The sequence below is a fragment of the Algoriphagus aquimarinus genome (assembly GCF_900112005.1).
Classification (GTDB): domain Bacteria; phylum Bacteroidota; class Bacteroidia; order Cytophagales; family Cyclobacteriaceae; genus Algoriphagus; species Algoriphagus aquimarinus.
The window spans coordinates 1-14,907 of sequence record NZ_FOKK01000002.1; the positions used below are offsets into that span (position 1 = coordinate 1).

The 14,907-nt window shown below is 39.5% G+C and carries 15 protein-coding genes and 1 pseudogene; 10 read left to right on the forward strand and 6 right to left on the reverse strand.

Translation table 11 applies throughout. The features are described 5' to 3' along the window. Together BM291_RS02330 and BM291_RS02335 are read right to left on the reverse strand one after the other, a co-directional pair. On the reverse strand, positions 1-203 hold a 203-nt coding region (locus tag BM291_RS02330; RefSeq protein ID WP_139229025.1), incomplete at its 3' end, for a transposase. 118 nt (positions 204-321) lie between these two features. Then, entirely contained in the window at positions 322-1,905 is a 1,584-nt protein-coding gene (locus BM291_RS02335) for an acyl-CoA carboxylase subunit beta (RefSeq protein ID WP_092894578.1), read from the reverse strand. Positions 1,906-2,334: 429 nt separating this feature from the next. Between BM291_RS02335 and BM291_RS02340 the strand changes: the two genes are divergently transcribed. Together BM291_RS02340 and BM291_RS02345 are read left to right on the forward strand one after the other, a co-directional pair. Then, positions 2,335-3,279, forward strand: coding sequence for a Ppx/GppA phosphatase family protein (locus BM291_RS02340; RefSeq protein ID WP_092894579.1), 945 nt, complete (start codon positions 2,335-2,337; stop codon positions 3,277-3,279). 70 nt (positions 3,280-3,349) lie between these two features. Beyond that, on the forward strand, positions 3,350-4,420 hold the full coding sequence (locus tag BM291_RS02345) for an Ldh family oxidoreductase (RefSeq protein ID WP_092894580.1): 1,071 nt from the start codon (positions 3,350-3,352) through the stop codon (positions 4,418-4,420). Between the two features lie 55 nt (positions 4,421-4,475). Here BM291_RS02345 and BM291_RS22490 read toward each other — a convergent pair. The 3 genes and pseudogenes from BM291_RS22490 to mscL form a co-directional block, all read right to left on the reverse strand. After that, a pseudogene (locus BM291_RS22490) lies at positions 4,476-4,757 on the reverse strand (type II toxin-antitoxin system RelE/ParE family toxin); the annotation flags it as partial. Positions 4,758-4,784: 27 nt separating this feature from the next. Continuing rightward, entirely contained in the window at positions 4,785-4,997 is a 213-nt protein-coding gene (locus BM291_RS02355; protein ID WP_092894582.1) for a hypothetical protein, read from the reverse strand. A gap of 154 nt (positions 4,998-5,151) precedes the next feature. Further along, entirely contained in the window at positions 5,152-5,613 is a 462-nt protein-coding gene (mscL, locus tag BM291_RS02360; RefSeq protein WP_092894583.1) for a large conductance mechanosensitive channel protein MscL, read from the reverse strand. 191 nt (positions 5,614-5,804) lie between these two features. Between mscL and BM291_RS02365 the strand changes: the two genes are divergently transcribed. The 5 genes from BM291_RS02365 to BM291_RS02385 all read left to right on the forward strand — a co-directional run bounded on the left by BM291_RS02365 (position 5,805) and on the right by BM291_RS02385 (position 10,766). Further along, positions 5,805-6,056 (forward strand): DUF7218 family protein, encoded by a 252-nt coding sequence (locus tag BM291_RS02365; protein WP_317045634.1) that lies wholly within the window; start codon positions 5,805-5,807, stop codon positions 6,054-6,056. 88 nt (positions 6,057-6,144) lie between these two features. Next, positions 6,145-7,353 (forward strand): AI-2E family transporter, encoded by a 1,209-nt coding sequence (locus BM291_RS02370; RefSeq protein ID WP_092894584.1) that lies wholly within the window; start codon positions 6,145-6,147, stop codon positions 7,351-7,353. A gap of 218 nt (positions 7,354-7,571) precedes the next feature. Then, positions 7,572-7,868, forward strand: a complete 297-nt coding sequence (locus BM291_RS02375) for a hypothetical protein (RefSeq protein WP_092894585.1) — start codon at positions 7,572-7,574, stop codon at positions 7,866-7,868. Positions 7,869-7,870: 2 nt separating this feature from the next. Further along, positions 7,871-9,706: a peptidase MATCAP family protein gene (locus tag BM291_RS02380; protein WP_092894586.1), complete on the forward strand. Its 1,836-nt coding sequence runs from the start codon at positions 7,871-7,873 to the stop codon at positions 9,704-9,706. Between the two features lie 16 nt (positions 9,707-9,722). Further along, complete coding sequence (locus BM291_RS02385) at positions 9,723-10,766, forward strand: glutathione synthetase (RefSeq protein ID WP_092894587.1); 1,044 nt, start codon at positions 9,723-9,725, stop codon at positions 10,764-10,766. A 73-nt stretch (positions 10,767-10,839) separates the two neighbouring features. On the opposite strand, the gene BM291_RS02390 is transcribed toward BM291_RS02385, so the two are convergent. Next, positions 10,840-11,787, reverse strand: coding sequence for a succinylglutamate desuccinylase/aspartoacylase family protein (locus BM291_RS02390; RefSeq protein WP_175499635.1), 948 nt, complete (start codon positions 11,785-11,787; stop codon positions 10,840-10,842). Positions 11,788-12,336: 549 nt separating this feature from the next. Here BM291_RS02390 and BM291_RS02395 point away from each other — a divergent pair. From BM291_RS02395 to BM291_RS02405, 3 genes are all read left to right on the forward strand, one after another. Continuing rightward, on the forward strand, positions 12,337-12,723 hold the full coding sequence (locus tag BM291_RS02395) for a hypothetical protein (protein WP_139229026.1): 387 nt from the start codon (positions 12,337-12,339) through the stop codon (positions 12,721-12,723). A gap of 183 nt (positions 12,724-12,906) precedes the next feature. Continuing rightward, positions 12,907-13,617, forward strand: a complete 711-nt coding sequence (locus BM291_RS02400; protein ID WP_217647288.1) for a DUF421 domain-containing protein — start codon at positions 12,907-12,909, stop codon at positions 13,615-13,617. Positions 13,618-13,811: 194 nt separating this feature from the next. After that, on the forward strand, positions 13,812-14,876 hold the full coding sequence (locus tag BM291_RS02405) for a 6-bladed beta-propeller (protein ID WP_092894590.1): 1,065 nt from the start codon (positions 13,812-13,814) through the stop codon (positions 14,874-14,876). Positions 14,877-14,907 lie beyond the last annotated feature (31 nt).

Sequence of the window (14,907 nt, forward strand, 5' to 3'; positions counted from 1 at the left end):
GACTCCATAACTGTACCGGCTTTTAGAGAAGTTCTTCTTCTACATTGACTGCACTCGAAGAATTTTTTTCCTGAAAACCAGTATTGCTTAGGGCTACTTTTACAGGTTTTACAATAGATCCCTGTCTTCTCACGGTAAGCTTTCAAGTAGGATTCACAACTCTCCTCGTTTGGAAAATGCTGGATAAACTCAATGATATTCATGGCTTTGTGTATTTTTAGCCAAGGAAAACCAATTCGACCTATTTAGGAACTACTTGTCACAAGCTGTCAAATAATATTTGGCTACGTGCAAAATCCCGTAGAGTCAGTATTGAATATATTACAAAGGTATATTCCCATGCTTCTTCCTAGGAATCTTATCCACCTTGTTTTCTAGCATTTTAAATGCTTTGATCAGTTTGACTCGCGTTTCGGATGGCATAATGACTTCATCGATAAAGCCTCGGTGCGCTGCCCGATATGGATTTGCAAACTTAGAAGTGTACTCATCTACTTTTTCCTGAAGTTTAGCTTCTGGATCTTCTGCTTCAGCAATTTCTTTCTTGAAAATAATCTCCGATGCTCCCTTTGCTCCCATTACGGCAATTTCAGCTGTCGGCCAAGCAAAATTCAAATCGGCTCCGATATGCTTGGAATTCATCACATCATATGCTCCGCCGTAAGCTTTCCTTGTAATAACCGTGATTCTCGGCACAGTCGCTTCTGAGAAAGCATATAGTAATTTGGCTCCATTCGTAATAATGCCATTCCATTCTTGGTCTGTTCCAGGCAAAAAGCCGGGTACGTCCACCAAAACTAGGAGCGGAACATTGAAGCTGTCGCAAGTACGAACAAATCTCGCCGCCTTGACAGATGCATCATTATCCAAAACACCAGCCATAGACTGGGGTTGATTTCCGACTACACCTATACTTCTACCAGCTATTCTTGCGAAACCCACTACGATATTATCAGCGAAGTTTTCATGAACTTCCAAAAACGAATCCTCATCCACAATACCCTTTACCGCATCACGTATATCATAAGGCTGATTTGGATTCTCAGGAATCAAACTGTCCAATTCCTTTCTGCTTTCATCCTCCAGCATTTCATAAGGATAAACAGGAGCAATTTCCTCGCAGTTTTGAGGCATATAGCTCAAGATCTTCTTCACATGCTGAATGCATTCCAATTCATTTGCACATGCGAAATGCGTGACACCACTTTTAGTACTATGGGCTGAAGCTCCTCCAAGTTCCTCGGCCGTGACATTTTCTTGCGTTACTGTCTTCACCACATTTGGTCCAGTCACAAACATATAGGAGGTATTTTCCACCATTAATATGAAGTCTGTGATCGCCGGAGAATAAACCGCACCACCTGCACAAGGCCCCATGATCGCGGAAATCTGTGGCACCACGCCTGAAGCAAGGGTATTTCTATAAAATATATCGGCATATCCGCCCAAAGAATTCACTCCTTCTTGTATTCTCGCTCCACCAGAATCGTTCAATCCAATCACTGGAGCCCCATTTTTCATGGCCATGTCCATGATTTTGCAGATTTTTTCAGCATGAGTTTCGGAAAGTGACCCTCCGAAAACAGTAAAGTCCTGCGAAAAAATGTAAACCAATCGCCCATTCACCTCTCCATATCCAGTAATCACTCCATCACCTAGGTAATGCTCCTTGTCTAGACCAAAATCCTTTGCGCGATGCATCACGAATTTGTCGATCTCCTGAAAGGTTCCCTCATCCATCAGCAATTCGACCCGCTCACGGGCGGTGAGTTTCCCTTTCTTATGCTGAGAGGCAATTCTCTTTTCCCCTCCACCAAGTAGCGCTTCTGCATTTTTCACTTTCAGTAAATCGATTTTACCCTCTTTTCCGGGCAACGTATAATTGGGTTTATCCTGCTTACTCATATAATAGTTTTTAGACTTGCTCAAATATAACAGGCTTTGTCAGCTATGGAAAAGAATGAGAAGGAATGAACTTAAGGGAGGTGTCCAATTTGTGGATTTTGTAAAAAGTAAGTAGGAAAAGGTATTAACAAAAATCCATTTGCAAATGGCCTAGCGTAAGTAGCAATGAGATTCTCTTATAAATCTCGTATTTGGATATCTTGTAGTCAGGCAAAAGCAGGAATAAAAGAGCGAAAGTTTTTCAAAAAAACTCTACTGTGTTTTCAGCAACGCTACTGTAGAAGCTGAAAGATAACTCTGTGTACCCCCAAACCTCTGTGCACTCTATGGCGATAAGACTTTATTTAAAACTGGGCAATAAAATATTAAGTAGAAAGTCCTCATTTCAAATAACTTTCTATATTCGCCCATCGAAAAAATTGGCAGCATATGAATACCCGAAAGGCGGCGGTGATAGACATGGGGACCAATACATTTCATTTGTTATTGGTAGAATTAGACGGTGTAAGTTTTAAAACAATTTACAAGGAGAAAATCCCTGTCAAATTGGGTAAAGGCGGTATCAACCAAAATACCCTAGCAGAAGATGCTATAAAACGAGCATTTCATACGCTCACACATTTCAAAAACCTGATCGATGGCGAGCACATAGATCAGGTTTTTGCTTTTGCGACCAGCGCAGTGCGAAATGCCGAAAATGGCCCTGACTTCGTCAGAACAGTCAAAGAAACCATTGGAATCAACATACAAGTACTTTCTGGATCAGAGGAAGCACAAATGATTTATGAGGGAATTCGACTTTCTGGCTCACTAAACGGTCAGACAGACCTAATGATGGACATCGGTGGTGGTTCGGTGGAATTCATCATTGGCAATAACCAAGAGTCACTTTGGAAGCAAAGTTTTGAAATCGGTGGCCAACGACTACTGGAGCTTTTTCACTACCACGACCCTATTCTGCCAGAAGAGATAGATAAACTGGAAAGCTATTTGGAGGAAAAGCTTCAGCCTCTTATCCAAGCTATTCAAACCTACAAACCAACTGGTCTAGTTGGAGCTTCAGGGACTTTTGATACGCTGACGGACATTTATTTCGAATCCATGCTGCAGTGCAAACTTACCGGACGCCATGTATTCGAACTTCCAGTAGAAGAATATGAAGCGATTCATCGTATGATTTTGAGCAAAAACAAAGAAGAACGTCTGCTGATTCCCGGCATGATCCCCATGCGAGTGGACATGATTGTGGTCGCATCAAGTTTGATTGAGTTCATTTTGCGCTACATAGATATTGATTTCATCACTTGTTCTCACTATGCTTTAAAAGAAGGTGCGATCGCATCCTTACTTATTCCAGAGCAAACTATCCATTGATCCATTCGAAAAAAATATCCTTTCTTATATTTGGTTGATTGTTTTTTCACCAGTTTAACCCCCTATTCCTATGACCTATTCCTACGAACAACTCCATACGTTTACTTTGGGCATGCTTGCCAAAATAGGCTGTCCAGAAGATCAGGCTAAAACGGCGGCGGATGTTTTGCTATCTGCAGATCTACGCGGAGTGGACAGTCATGGGGTCGCTCGACTTTCTGGTTATGTGCGTTTATGGGAAAAAGGAAGAATCAATGCTACGCCAAATGTGCGAGTAGTTCACGAAACTCCCTCCACTGCGGTAGTAGATGGAGATGGAGGTTTAGGCTTGGTCGTAGCTCCTTATGCGATGAAAGTTGCAATCGAAAAAGCCAAGATCGCTGGAACAGGTTGGGTTTCTGTAAAAAACTCAAATCACTACGGCATCGCTGGCTACCATGCCATGCAAGCGTTGGATCATGATATGATCGGGATTTCTTTGACGAATGCCAGTCCGCTGGTAGCTCCGACTTTTTCTCAGGAGAGACTTCTGGGAACCAATCCTATTGCAGTTGCAATTCCTGCCAAAGACCAGCCGCCATTCGTCGCTGATATGGCCACGACAACAGCAGCCAATGGAAAACTGGAAATTCTTCAACGCAAAGGAATGGACACACCAACTGGCTGGGTGCAGGATAAAGATGGAAATCAGACGACTTCTGCAAATGGAGTGAAAGATGGAGGAGCTTTACTTCCATTGGGTGGTGATCGTGAACATGGTTCGCACAAAGGTTATGCACTGGGTTCCATTGTAGATATTTTCTCGGCAGTTCTTTCCGGCGCCAATTATGGCCCTTGGGTTCCGCCATTTGTGGCTTTCTTGGAGCCAGATCCTAATCCAGTTGGAGAAGGGATTGGTCACTTTTTCGGCGCAATGCGCGTAGATGCCTTCCGTCCAGCTGATGAATTCAAAGCTCACATGGATAATTGGATAACTCGATTCCGTGCCGCCAAGCCAACTCCTGGAAATGAAAAAGTCTTGATCCCAGGTGATCCAGAGCGTGAATTGGAAGCTATTCGTATGAAAGATGGAATTCCATTGCTAGATCCGGTGGTAAAGGATTTGACGGAATTGGGAGAACGATTTGGGGTGAAGTTTTAAAAGTTGTGGGAGAAGATGATCGATCCGCATAAATGCTATTTATCTAAATTAGCTTCTAGTAGAAATCTTCCTCAGAAAAAATACTTTGAGGTTCTTGTCGGTTGTCAATTATGGTAATGATTTCAATTGAGTTCAAATTCACCCTATAAAAAAACGAGGCCTCCTTTGATACAACACATTTTCTGACTCCACGAATCTCCGGAATTTCGGGACAGCTTTCCGAGTGTTGACTTATTCTTTCAAAAGACCTTAATAACTTATCTAAAAACTTATCCCGTACTCGAACAGACCATTTTTCTAATAGATAATCAAGAAGCTCCTCCACCCTTCTTTCAGCAACAAGAGAAAGATAAACCTCTTTTACTTAAGAGACTTTCTCTAAGAAATCGGTCAAAGAGACCTTCTTTCCTTCCTCTAATTGCTTTATACCTAGAAGAATTTCCTTTCGCTGCAATTCCGTTAAAGCTTCTTTATTTTCGATATGCTCAAATAAATCTGAAAGTGCGGACAGCAATTCATCGTCATCCACTGTAAGTATTTTTTGCACCAATCTGAGTTTTTCAGCTGCTAGTCTCATTTTTAGTTCTTTTTGATGAATTTAATCTTTTTACTAGATTTTAGGAAATTACGGCGAAATGACTGAGCTAACTCACTGAGTGAAAATTCCAAAAGTTTACAAAGGAATATCCCTCCTCTTTTCTCTGAAACTTAAAACTATCCTTTAGGTTTACTCATTCCTTCAAATCCCCCCTATTCCCCTCCAGTAACTTTACCTGCTTTTCCATAAGTTCAGTCATCCGGCTTAGCAACTCAATATTTTTTGGTGTTGTCTCTCGCTGATCTGCTGGATCCTCTGCTCTTTTTCTAATGGTGTTCATCAATTTAACGATGAGAAACACAGTAAATCCGATGATTAGAAAATCAACACTCGCTTCCATTAATTTTCCATAGCCAATTGCAATTTCCTCTGGCTTGGTAATTCCCTCCTCTACGACCGCATGCCTCAGAATTATTCGCTTATTCTCCAGATTGATCCCATCGGTAAGAAATGAAAGCGGAGGAAGAAAGATCTCTTTCACCAACACATCTACTACTTTATTAAAAGCAGAGCCGATGATCACTCCGATCGCAATGTCAATCATATTGCCTTTGACGGCAAACTCCTTAAATTCTTCAATTAATTTGAATTTCATAATTACAGATAATTAGTGTGAGCAGAATCCAGCATGAGTGGAATCTCTGATCCAAAAGCTATTCCTAGAAGTCGAAATTAGAATTTCGGCTTTTTTTTTGAACCAATTGCTACAGCAACTCCTCATTCGAATAGTAAGTACCGTCAATTAAAGCAACTATAAATCAATCATTTAACTACTTAACCCAGGTATTGATAACAAAATCCCATGGTCAAAGCATCAAAAATGACAAGAAATATGAGGCCCTTCGGAGTGAAGGAATGAGCCAAGAGAAAGCTGCTAGAATCGCAAATGACCCCAACTCGGGCAAAAAAGGTGGCAAAGCCAAAGCGTATGAGAATCGAACGAATGAGGAATTACACGACAAAGCAAAAAAAGTTGGCGTCAACGGAAGAAGCAATTATGACAAAGCAAGATTTATTCATGCTTTGAGAAATCAATAATTGGCTAATGTTTATCAGATCGCAAATTCCTTGAACCTCCGAGGAATTTTAAGACCAAAACCATCGCGAGACCTAAAACACATATAACATGAAAGCAAAGGAAATTTTACTCAGTTTGGCATTACTTATCCTAGGAACTTACTTCCTAATCAAAGGACTTGTGATCTCCACCTCATTTCTGGTTCCCATTGCTTTTGCATCCCTTCTCACCTTGATTTGTATACCTCTTTCGCGGAAGATGGAAATAATAGGTATATCCAGAGGACTCGCTTCCTTCCTTTGCGTAGTCGTAAGCTTTGTTTCCTTCTTAGCTTTTTTCTGGGTCATATCCGCTCAGATTAGCAATATCTCGGAAAGATGGCCTGAGGCAAAAAAAACACTTAAGCCTAAACTTGAATCTACACAACAATTTATCCGAGAAAAAACGGGAATAAGTACTCAGGAACAAATGAAGTTGATCTATGGAGCTACAGAGGAAAATCCTGAGTCGTCGACTTCTGAGAAACCTCAAGCAGATAAGCTACCTGATAATTCTGAAGCAGATTCCTCCGAATTACTAACTCAAGGTGCTAAAAAGAAGATTGGCATTATCGTCATGGATTTCTTTGGATTTTTGGGAAGTGCAATGCTCACCTTTATATATCTCTTCTTTTTCCTTTTTTACCGTAGAAAGGTAAAGCTATCTATCCTTAAGTTTTTCGATCCTGAGAAAAGAAGTCAAGCACAGGAAGTAATGGGACAATCCATTCAACTTTCAGTAAACTTTTTAGTAGGAAGGCTTACGCTTATCCTTTTTCTGGCAATAATTTACAGCGCTGGCTTAATGATAGCAGGTGTGGACAACGCGATTTTAATCAGTTTGATTGCCGCTGTGCTCTCATTGATCCCATATCTAGGGGTGATAATCGGTTACGTTTTAGCTATTTCCATGACAGCATTTAGTGGCGCAGAAACCTGGTCGCTTATGATCGTCACATTTACTTATGGACTAGCTCAATTCATAGAATCATACATACTAGAGCCGTATGTGGTGGGCGACAAAGTTAATCTCAATCCACTCATTACAATTGTAGTAGTTGTTTTAGGTGGTTCTGTATGGGGAGTTTCGGGTATGATTCTAAGTATACCTCTGGCGGGAATTTTAAAAATCATTTTTGACGCGACAGATGCACTCAAACCACTAGGATATGCTTTAGGGGTAGAAGATATTGACAGCTCTGATAAACAAGGGGTGTTGAGTCGCTGGGGTGAAAATATCTGGAATAAATTTAAAAAGATACCAACACGGAAACACTAAGTACCCAACTCATCCTCACTCCAATATCTACCCAAACTGGGAATAACAATTCTCAGGGAAACTAGTGGAGGCATTTTTTTGAGTTTTCAAGCTTTTAAAAAAAAGTAAATAACCTTGGCTCAGGACCAACTAAGCATGATTTAACTTTTTTAAAGGAGAGGAATTCCCCAAAGGCATCCAGATTGCCTATTTACTTCTACACTAAAAAATCAACGACCATGACTAATCATAAACCAACAAATCCAAAAGACTCAATTCAAAAAACCAACGAGGAATTAGCAGAGGAAGCTAGAGTAACGAAAGAAGATCTCGAGGCTCTTGGGCCAAAGAGCGCCAATCTAAGTGATGATGGAGGCGATGATGAACAGTTGCTTCACAGAAAAGAAAAGGTCGATTTCGGAGGCGAAGGTCTAGATGTGCCAGGAAGTGAATTGGATGATGCGCAGGAAAAGATAGGCTCTGAAGACGAGGAAAACAATGCATATAGCCAAAGCAACGAAGACGAAGAAAAGTAAGGATGATCGATAAAAAAACAAAAGAAGCCATTGCTAACTCTCTTAAAACGGGAAACACCCTGAACATGCGTTTGGGAAAAAACATACGTTTTAAAATTGAAAGAAGGCTTCCTTTTTTATTGGTATACAGACACCGAGAAGACGGCAACAACCCTATTTCAGGTTTAGTGGTCACAGAAAGCTCCTACCTGATTGCAGATTCATCCACCGACAACAATAGCGATGTAGCTATTTTGGTCAAAGACCTTGCAAAAGGAATCGCAGACGATTATGGTAGCGTGATGATCGTGGAAATTTGGGTAGGTAAGCCTGGTAGCAAATCTTTTGTGATTAAAGCTGCGAAAGATAAGGCGCCTAATACGGTGAAAGCTCTTCGTGAAGGATTGGAAAAGTTTTCTAGCAACCAGTCAGGCTTGAATGTAATCTTGGAAGAAACAACAATCAGACATCCGGAAGGTGTTTCTGACTTCCTTACTCTTAAACAATGTCAGGAATCAGGGATTTATCTTTTAGGATTGGAAATCCCTCCATTTTTTCAAAATGAACATTCAAGCGAGTTTTATTACTTAGTTTTCAAAGAGTTCAAACGGGCATTTTCCGGGATACTTAGAAAATCAATTTTTGAATTCCTCCGAGTGCAGACTTCATTTGATATAGAAAATTATCAAAAATTAGGAAGTACTGCTGTAGACAACGCCGTATGGGAAGTGGACAAAAAGCTTTCAGAGATAGAAGCAAAATATCAGTTCCTTATGCTTATTTCCCCTACAAACACGCTACAGGCTAAGGAAGAATTTATATCGAGCCAACACAAAATCAATCCTAAATTTCTTTACAGAAATTTGCCCGTTGATCCAGATCGGTTGAAAGAGGAACTTTTCTCTATCAACCTACGAGATATTGAAGACCCTACTCTCGCATTTTTATACACTGAAAAGCGAGAGGAGCTGGAAAAGCAGATCACCATGCTGAAAGAGCGAGGAACAAAAAACTTCATGTACAGCAGTATTCGACTGTACAGTTCCCCAGGAGTTAATCTTTTCGAGACTGCAAAGCACCTTCTAAAAACACTTCCACACGACAGCTATGAGGATGTCAAGTGGTTAGACTGCTACGATCTTGCCAAAATCTGCACAAATGAGATCGATAAATACAGAGAAATCTACCCTAAGCTGGACGCCAAAGTTGAAGTCAAACATGACATCGTCGGAATGTTGGTGTCAAGAGGGCAACTGTATATAGGTGAAAGTTTTAAAGTTCCTGAGCATAGAATTCAGGCTTTGGTGCATCATGAAGTCAGTACACATGTCCTCACTTTCTATAATGGAAAGATGCAGCCGTTTGGTCAAATGAGCAGTGGGTTTGCCGATTATGATGAATTGCAAGAAGGATTGGCTGTTTTAGCAGAATACCTAGTGGGTGGATTAACCAATAATCGTCTCAGGATTTTAGCAGCCAGGGTAATTGCAGGACGAACTTTAATTGAAGGTCAAACTTTCGAAGAAACCTACAGAACCTTAACCACAGACTACGGCATGACGCCCGAACAGGCTTTTCAAATAACAGCCAGAACTTATCAAGGAGGCGGCTGCACCAAAGATATTATTTATCTGCGTGGGTTAATCAAACTGGTGGATTACCTACAAAACGGAGGAGAACTAGAACCTCTATATGTAGGAAAAATTGGATTTAAACACATACCATTAATTCAGGAACTGAAAATCCGGGGAATAATCAAACCTTCACCACTTTTCCCTTCATACCTAAAAACCGCAGACGCCAAAGATCGCCTAGAAAAGCTCAAAGCTGGAATGGATCTGCCAGAACTAGTCAATTAACTAAACCACTAACTATATGAAAATTGGAATCGTAGTAAATCAAATCGAGACCGAAACGGCTGCTTATAGCACCACAATGATTTCATCGGCCGCGGTTCATCGCGAGCACGAGGTCTATCTTATTTCTGTCGGTCAACTCAGTTACCTGGAAAACGGTCATATGGGTGCGATTGCAATTAAAGCTCCTAAGACTAAATTCAGGAGTTTAGAAAAATACATGGAGGCGATACACAGCCCTGAAGCTGAAAGAGTATCTATTTCTTCAGCTGACTTGGATGTTTTATTTCTTCGAAATAACCCTTGCGAGGAATTTGGTGAGCGAGCTTGGGCACAGACAGCTGGTATGATCTTTGGCCAAATCGCCATGGCAAAAGGAGTTTTGGTCGTCAACGACCCCTACTCACTTATGTCTTCATTCAACAAAATGTATTTCCAGCATTTCCCAGAGGAAGTACGACCAAGAACTATCATCAGCCGAGATTCTGATGAGATCAAGGAGTTTTACAAAAAAGAAAAGAAAAAAATCATACTAAAGCCACTTCAAGGCTCAGGCGGAAAGGATGTATTCCTGGTAGACTCGGACAAAAACATGAATCAAATTGTGGAAACCATCAATAGGTATGGTTTTGTCATTGCTCAGGAATACCTACCTGCAGCTAAAAATGGAGATATCAGAGTCATCATGATGAACGGGAAAATCCTGGAAGTAAAAGGGAAAGTAGCTGCTATCAACCGTGTAAATAACAATGACATCCGAAGTAACCTTCATACTGGAGGAAAAGCAATTCATGCCGAAATTACCGATGATATCCGTAGACTTTGCGAAATCGTAGGACCAAAACTAGTAAGAGATGGAATGTTTATGGCTGGTATCGACATCGTAGGCAATAAAATCATGGAACTGAACCTAGATAGTCCAGGAGGCATCAATGCAATGCACAGATTAGAAGGTGTTGACTTTTGTTCGGCAATGATTGAAGCTTTGGAGCGAAAAATCACCTATCAAAAACACTATGATGGTACCCTTCCAAATGCATTTTTGGCCACTTTGGATCTTTAAGTCGAATGCTCACAAAAAATGGGGAAAAGCTTTAGGTAGCTTTTCCCCATTTTTTTACCCAATCTATATTAAATCAATCCGCAGGCATTACAATAAAAAACCCATCTGAACCCTGCTTTTGATACAATGGCAAAAACACACGTGAATCGGATTCGGCAAGAACTTCTTTTCCATCTAGTTTTGCCAAAAGTTGGCCTTGCTCTACCAAAGAGAAATTCTCAAAACCAGGTTCCATCTCAAACTCCTGATCTTCCTTAAGATCCAATCTGTAAGTAACTTCAAAATTATCCTGAGTTGGCGAGGAATTTTTCAGCAATTGATGATAGTAGGCATAGTCGATTACGCTTTTGTCAAGCAATCCATTATCCACCATTACCACCCATATCGCTGCCTCATGGTAATCTACTGATTGAGGATCTTCATGTTGTCCTGCTTCCATCGTAAATCCAGTATGACCTTTCAGCGTCAAAAAATGATCAAAATGGCCTGGAATATATTTCTCGATTCCTTTCACTACAGGCAAAGGCATTTTTTTAGCGAAATTAAAACTCTCCTCTTTTTTATTTACACTGATATAAGGAGCCGTTTTGGATGAAGTAGTATGTAGATCCATAAACAAGAAGTCCTCCTGCTTCTTATTATTTTCGATAGCCTCTACTAGTATAGAAAGATCATGAAACTCCGACCCTTCCTGAAAATCTGCAACTTCTCCACTTTTAAGTTGTTCGGCATAGTCAGGAGTACATACTCTATTCAAATCCTTATCTATTAACCTAACGCCCCTTTTCAAGGCGGCCATATTTCCTGACACCCCTATTAGCTTTCCTTTTAAATAAGGTTTGTTAGTTTTTAGTTTTTTAAATACCCGCTGCAAAGCAAGTATTCCACTAGGTTCATTCCCATGTATACCAGCACTAGCCAGTAAATATGGGCCGGGTCTAGAGTTCATCCCATCAGTAGGATACTCTCCTATTATTCTGGTCAACTTATCTGAGTTGAATATCTCGCTATTTGTAGTCATGACTAGTTGGTTTTGTTCTGAAGAAAAAATTCCAAAGACCATACCCTAAATCCTACTTAGTACTGTGACCCTCCTAGATCAGGCGTATAGTGAGTTTTGACAGCGAAACCAATAGTATATCGTCGCAAACAGCAAATAACCCCTCAATAAACTGCGCTATACAAGCCTATTCTGAGTGTGATCTTCCTCGTTTTGAGACCAATAAAATAGCACTAGAATGAATCCGCAAATTGGGAACTAAAAAGATCACAATGAGGACTTTACAGACATACTTGAACTAGTTAAAAGCAATATTAATCTTCCAATAATTAAATCTTCATTTTCTAACAGTTCAATACTTTTTCAAATAAAACCTGCCATATAACTCGTATTTCCATTGTCGAACTTCAATAAAAAGGGTGAGATCGAAATTATATTCTAAAACCCACAAATCAGAAAGCAATGTTTCTAACCTAAATAGTTAAAGCTTATCTATTTGGGTTAGAATTTGAGTTAATGAGGTTAGTCACATTTTCCTCCCTAATGAGGAGCTTGAAAACTAAACCAACTATGAAAACTCAACTAGTAATTTACCCTGCAATGATAGCACTATTGTGTATGTCCTGTGGAGAAGATAAAAAAGACACGTACGAAGAGAGTATAGAAGCTCAAAATGAAATGAGCGGTCCAATGCATGAAGGTGACACTAATATGGTGAAGCGAGATGGAACCCTTCTTGATGGAGCTATAGATCAAGCGGATACCGTGAAGCTACCCACGCAGGTACTGGAGGTAATTTCAAATGACAAAGCACTTTCCGTCGATAAAATCAGAAGTAAAAGAAAATTCACCGAAAATGGGATTACCTATTACGAGATCAAATTCATGACACCGGATGAAAAAACCCAGTCTATGATTTTTGATGAAACCGGAAAAATAAAATCTGAAGATGAATAGATATAATTAGGCGATGATGCCTCCTTTGACCGACTGTAGATTACCACAAGTTTACTATTTAATAAGTCGAATACGCGTTAAGTAAGGCTGACAGGTAAACCCAAAATAGATTCTATTATAAATATAGGATCATCAAAATCGACAGTTGATAGGAGGCGCCATCGTTTATTTTTAGTTAGAATTATGGAATCAAAACAATCAGTAGAGTTGTTTGATGCTAATCGCTTGCTTATGGGCGAAGGCATACCTTTTTCATTTCTTGCAGAAGTACTACTTCGTACTACTGTTATGTTTTTTATAGTTCTTTTTATCCTACGCCTCTCAGGTAAGCGAGGAATTAAGCAACTCTCTGTATTCGAATTAGCTATAATCATATCCTTAGGCTCTGCAGCAGGAGACCCTATGTTCTATGAAGATGTCGCTTTACTTCCAGCAATTCTTGTATTCGTAATCGTAATCAGCCTATATAAACTCATCACCTATCTTACCGGTAGATTCGAAAAAGTTGAAGAGTTTGTGGAAGGGAAACCAGTGAAATTAATTGAACATGGCAAAATCCTTTACAACTCATTCCGTAAAGAATCATTGGCCTATGATGAGCTCTTTTCCCAACTTCGTCAACAAAGCGTATCGCATCTTGGCCAAGTGCAAAGTGCCTATTTAGAAACTTCAGGAGACCTTAGCATTTTTTATTTCCCAGACGCTGAAGTCATTTCCGGCTTACCTATTTTACCTGATATTTATGAGACTCCCTGCACAGAATTTCACGTGGGCACCACTTACAGCTGCAAGCACTGTGGAGAAATGAAGCCAGATCTCCACCCCTCAAAACCCTGTGATGTATGTGGTGAAAATGAATGGTTGGAGGCTAGTGATGAGTTACGATTGAAGTAGAAAGACTGATTAGTGATTGTTAGCACTTCAGAAAATGCATTGTTTGTTAATAAGAACCTAAGGAGTTTTTAGAGTTAGCACTTTAGCTCAATATCCATTAATTTTTAGGCTAACGAATAAAATTTGATTAGTTTCAGTCATCTACTAAAGTAGTTTAAAACTGAATGATCACAACCAATCTTGAATTTTAAACAATGAGTAAATTGAAGTGTTTATTAGTTCTGTCAATTTTCGTTCTTTTTACCGGATGTTCTCAACCTCCAGAATCAGGAATTAATTCGATTGAAGTTCCAAGAACAATTGATTCAGATATACACTTATCAGATATAGCAGAGTCCGTAAATTTAGTGCAGATGGAGACTAATAATGGGTCTTACTTAACAGCTATTTTAGACGTTAAACTTTTTAACGGGAATTTACTTATTCTTGATACAAGCGGGAGTGTAAGGATCTTTGATTCTAAAGGTAATTTTATTGGAAAATTAGGAGTTAGAGGAGAAGGCCCTGGCGAGTATAGTAGCGCATATTCGATTGAAACTGATCAAGAATTAGGTTTAATTTATTTAGGGGGAGTACGGAAGCTTTTGGTATATGACAAAAATTATGAATTCTTAAAAGAAAAGAAGTTTTCCGATTTTCTTCATTATATAAAAATAGTTGATCAAAAGCCAATTCTAATTTTCGGCAGAGATTGGATTCCTGTTGAAGGCGGGTATTCTAACCAAACTATATTGTTTGAATTGAACCGTGAGCTCGATATTACTGACAGTATTCTTTTTAGAAATACAATACTTAAAAAAGCTAATGGAATTAGATATACTAGTAAGCACTTTTTAAGCAATACTATTGATGGTTCATTTTTGTACGCTCCTGTACTTACACAAGAAAATATATTGAGAGATACCCTTTACAAATTTGAGGGAGGTTCGATAATCCCATTTGTAAAGCTTGATTTTGAAGAACCTCATTTTGATGAGAATGGCAATAAAGGAGTTGATATCTATAATATTATGCACTCTTCTTCTTACATAATTTGTGAATATGCTCGAAATAAGGATAAAAAGTTTTTTATATACAGCAAGAAGGAATCCCAGGGTTATAATCTTGAAGTTGGGGTATTGGATGAAGATGACCAACCGGTAGTTTTAAGGCCTTTGGATTTAAAAAATGATATTTTTTATTACATCAAGGAGGGAGAGTTTCAAAACACTGGGATTGAAGAATTAAATCCGGCAATCGGAATAGTTGAATTAAAGTAAATTTGATACTACCGTCATCCTAGCATTTTTC

Bases quoted from the DNA above. Each gene is read 5' to 3' on its own strand.
- BM291_RS02335 (WP_092894578.1), bottom strand. From the start codon at position 1,905: ATGAGTAAGCAGGATAAACCCAATTATACGTTGCCCGGAAAAGAGGGT.
- BM291_RS02340 (WP_092894579.1), top strand. From the start codon at position 2,335: ATGAATACCCGAAAGGCGGCGGTGATAGACATGGGGACCAATACATTT.
- BM291_RS02345 (WP_092894580.1), top strand. From the start codon at position 3,350: ATGACCTATTCCTACGAACAACTCCATACGTTTACTTTGGGCATGCTT.
- BM291_RS02355 (WP_092894582.1), bottom strand. From the start codon at position 4,997: ATGAGACTAGCAGCTGAAAAACTCAGATTGGTGCAAAAAATACTTACA.
- mscL (WP_092894583.1), bottom strand. From the start codon at position 5,613: ATGAAATTCAAATTAATTGAAGAATTTAAGGAGTTTGCCGTCAAAGGC.
- BM291_RS02370 (WP_092894584.1), top strand. From the start codon at position 6,145: ATGAAAGCAAAGGAAATTTTACTCAGTTTGGCATTACTTATCCTAGGA.
- BM291_RS02375 (WP_092894585.1), top strand. From the start codon at position 7,572: ATGACTAATCATAAACCAACAAATCCAAAAGACTCAATTCAAAAAACC.
- BM291_RS02380 (WP_092894586.1), top strand. From the start codon at position 7,871: ATGATCGATAAAAAAACAAAAGAAGCCATTGCTAACTCTCTTAAAACG.
- BM291_RS02385 (WP_092894587.1), top strand. From the start codon at position 9,723: ATGAAAATTGGAATCGTAGTAAATCAAATCGAGACCGAAACGGCTGCT.
- BM291_RS02390 (WP_175499635.1), bottom strand. From the start codon at position 11,787: ATGACTACAAATAGCGAGATATTCAACTCAGATAAGTTGACCAGAATA.
- BM291_RS02395 (WP_139229026.1), top strand. From the start codon at position 12,337: ATGAAAACTCAACTAGTAATTTACCCTGCAATGATAGCACTATTGTGT.
- BM291_RS02400 (WP_217647288.1), top strand. From the start codon at position 12,907: ATGGAATCAAAACAATCAGTAGAGTTGTTTGATGCTAATCGCTTGCTT.
- BM291_RS02405 (WP_092894590.1), top strand. From the start codon at position 13,812: ATGAGTAAATTGAAGTGTTTATTAGTTCTGTCAATTTTCGTTCTTTTT.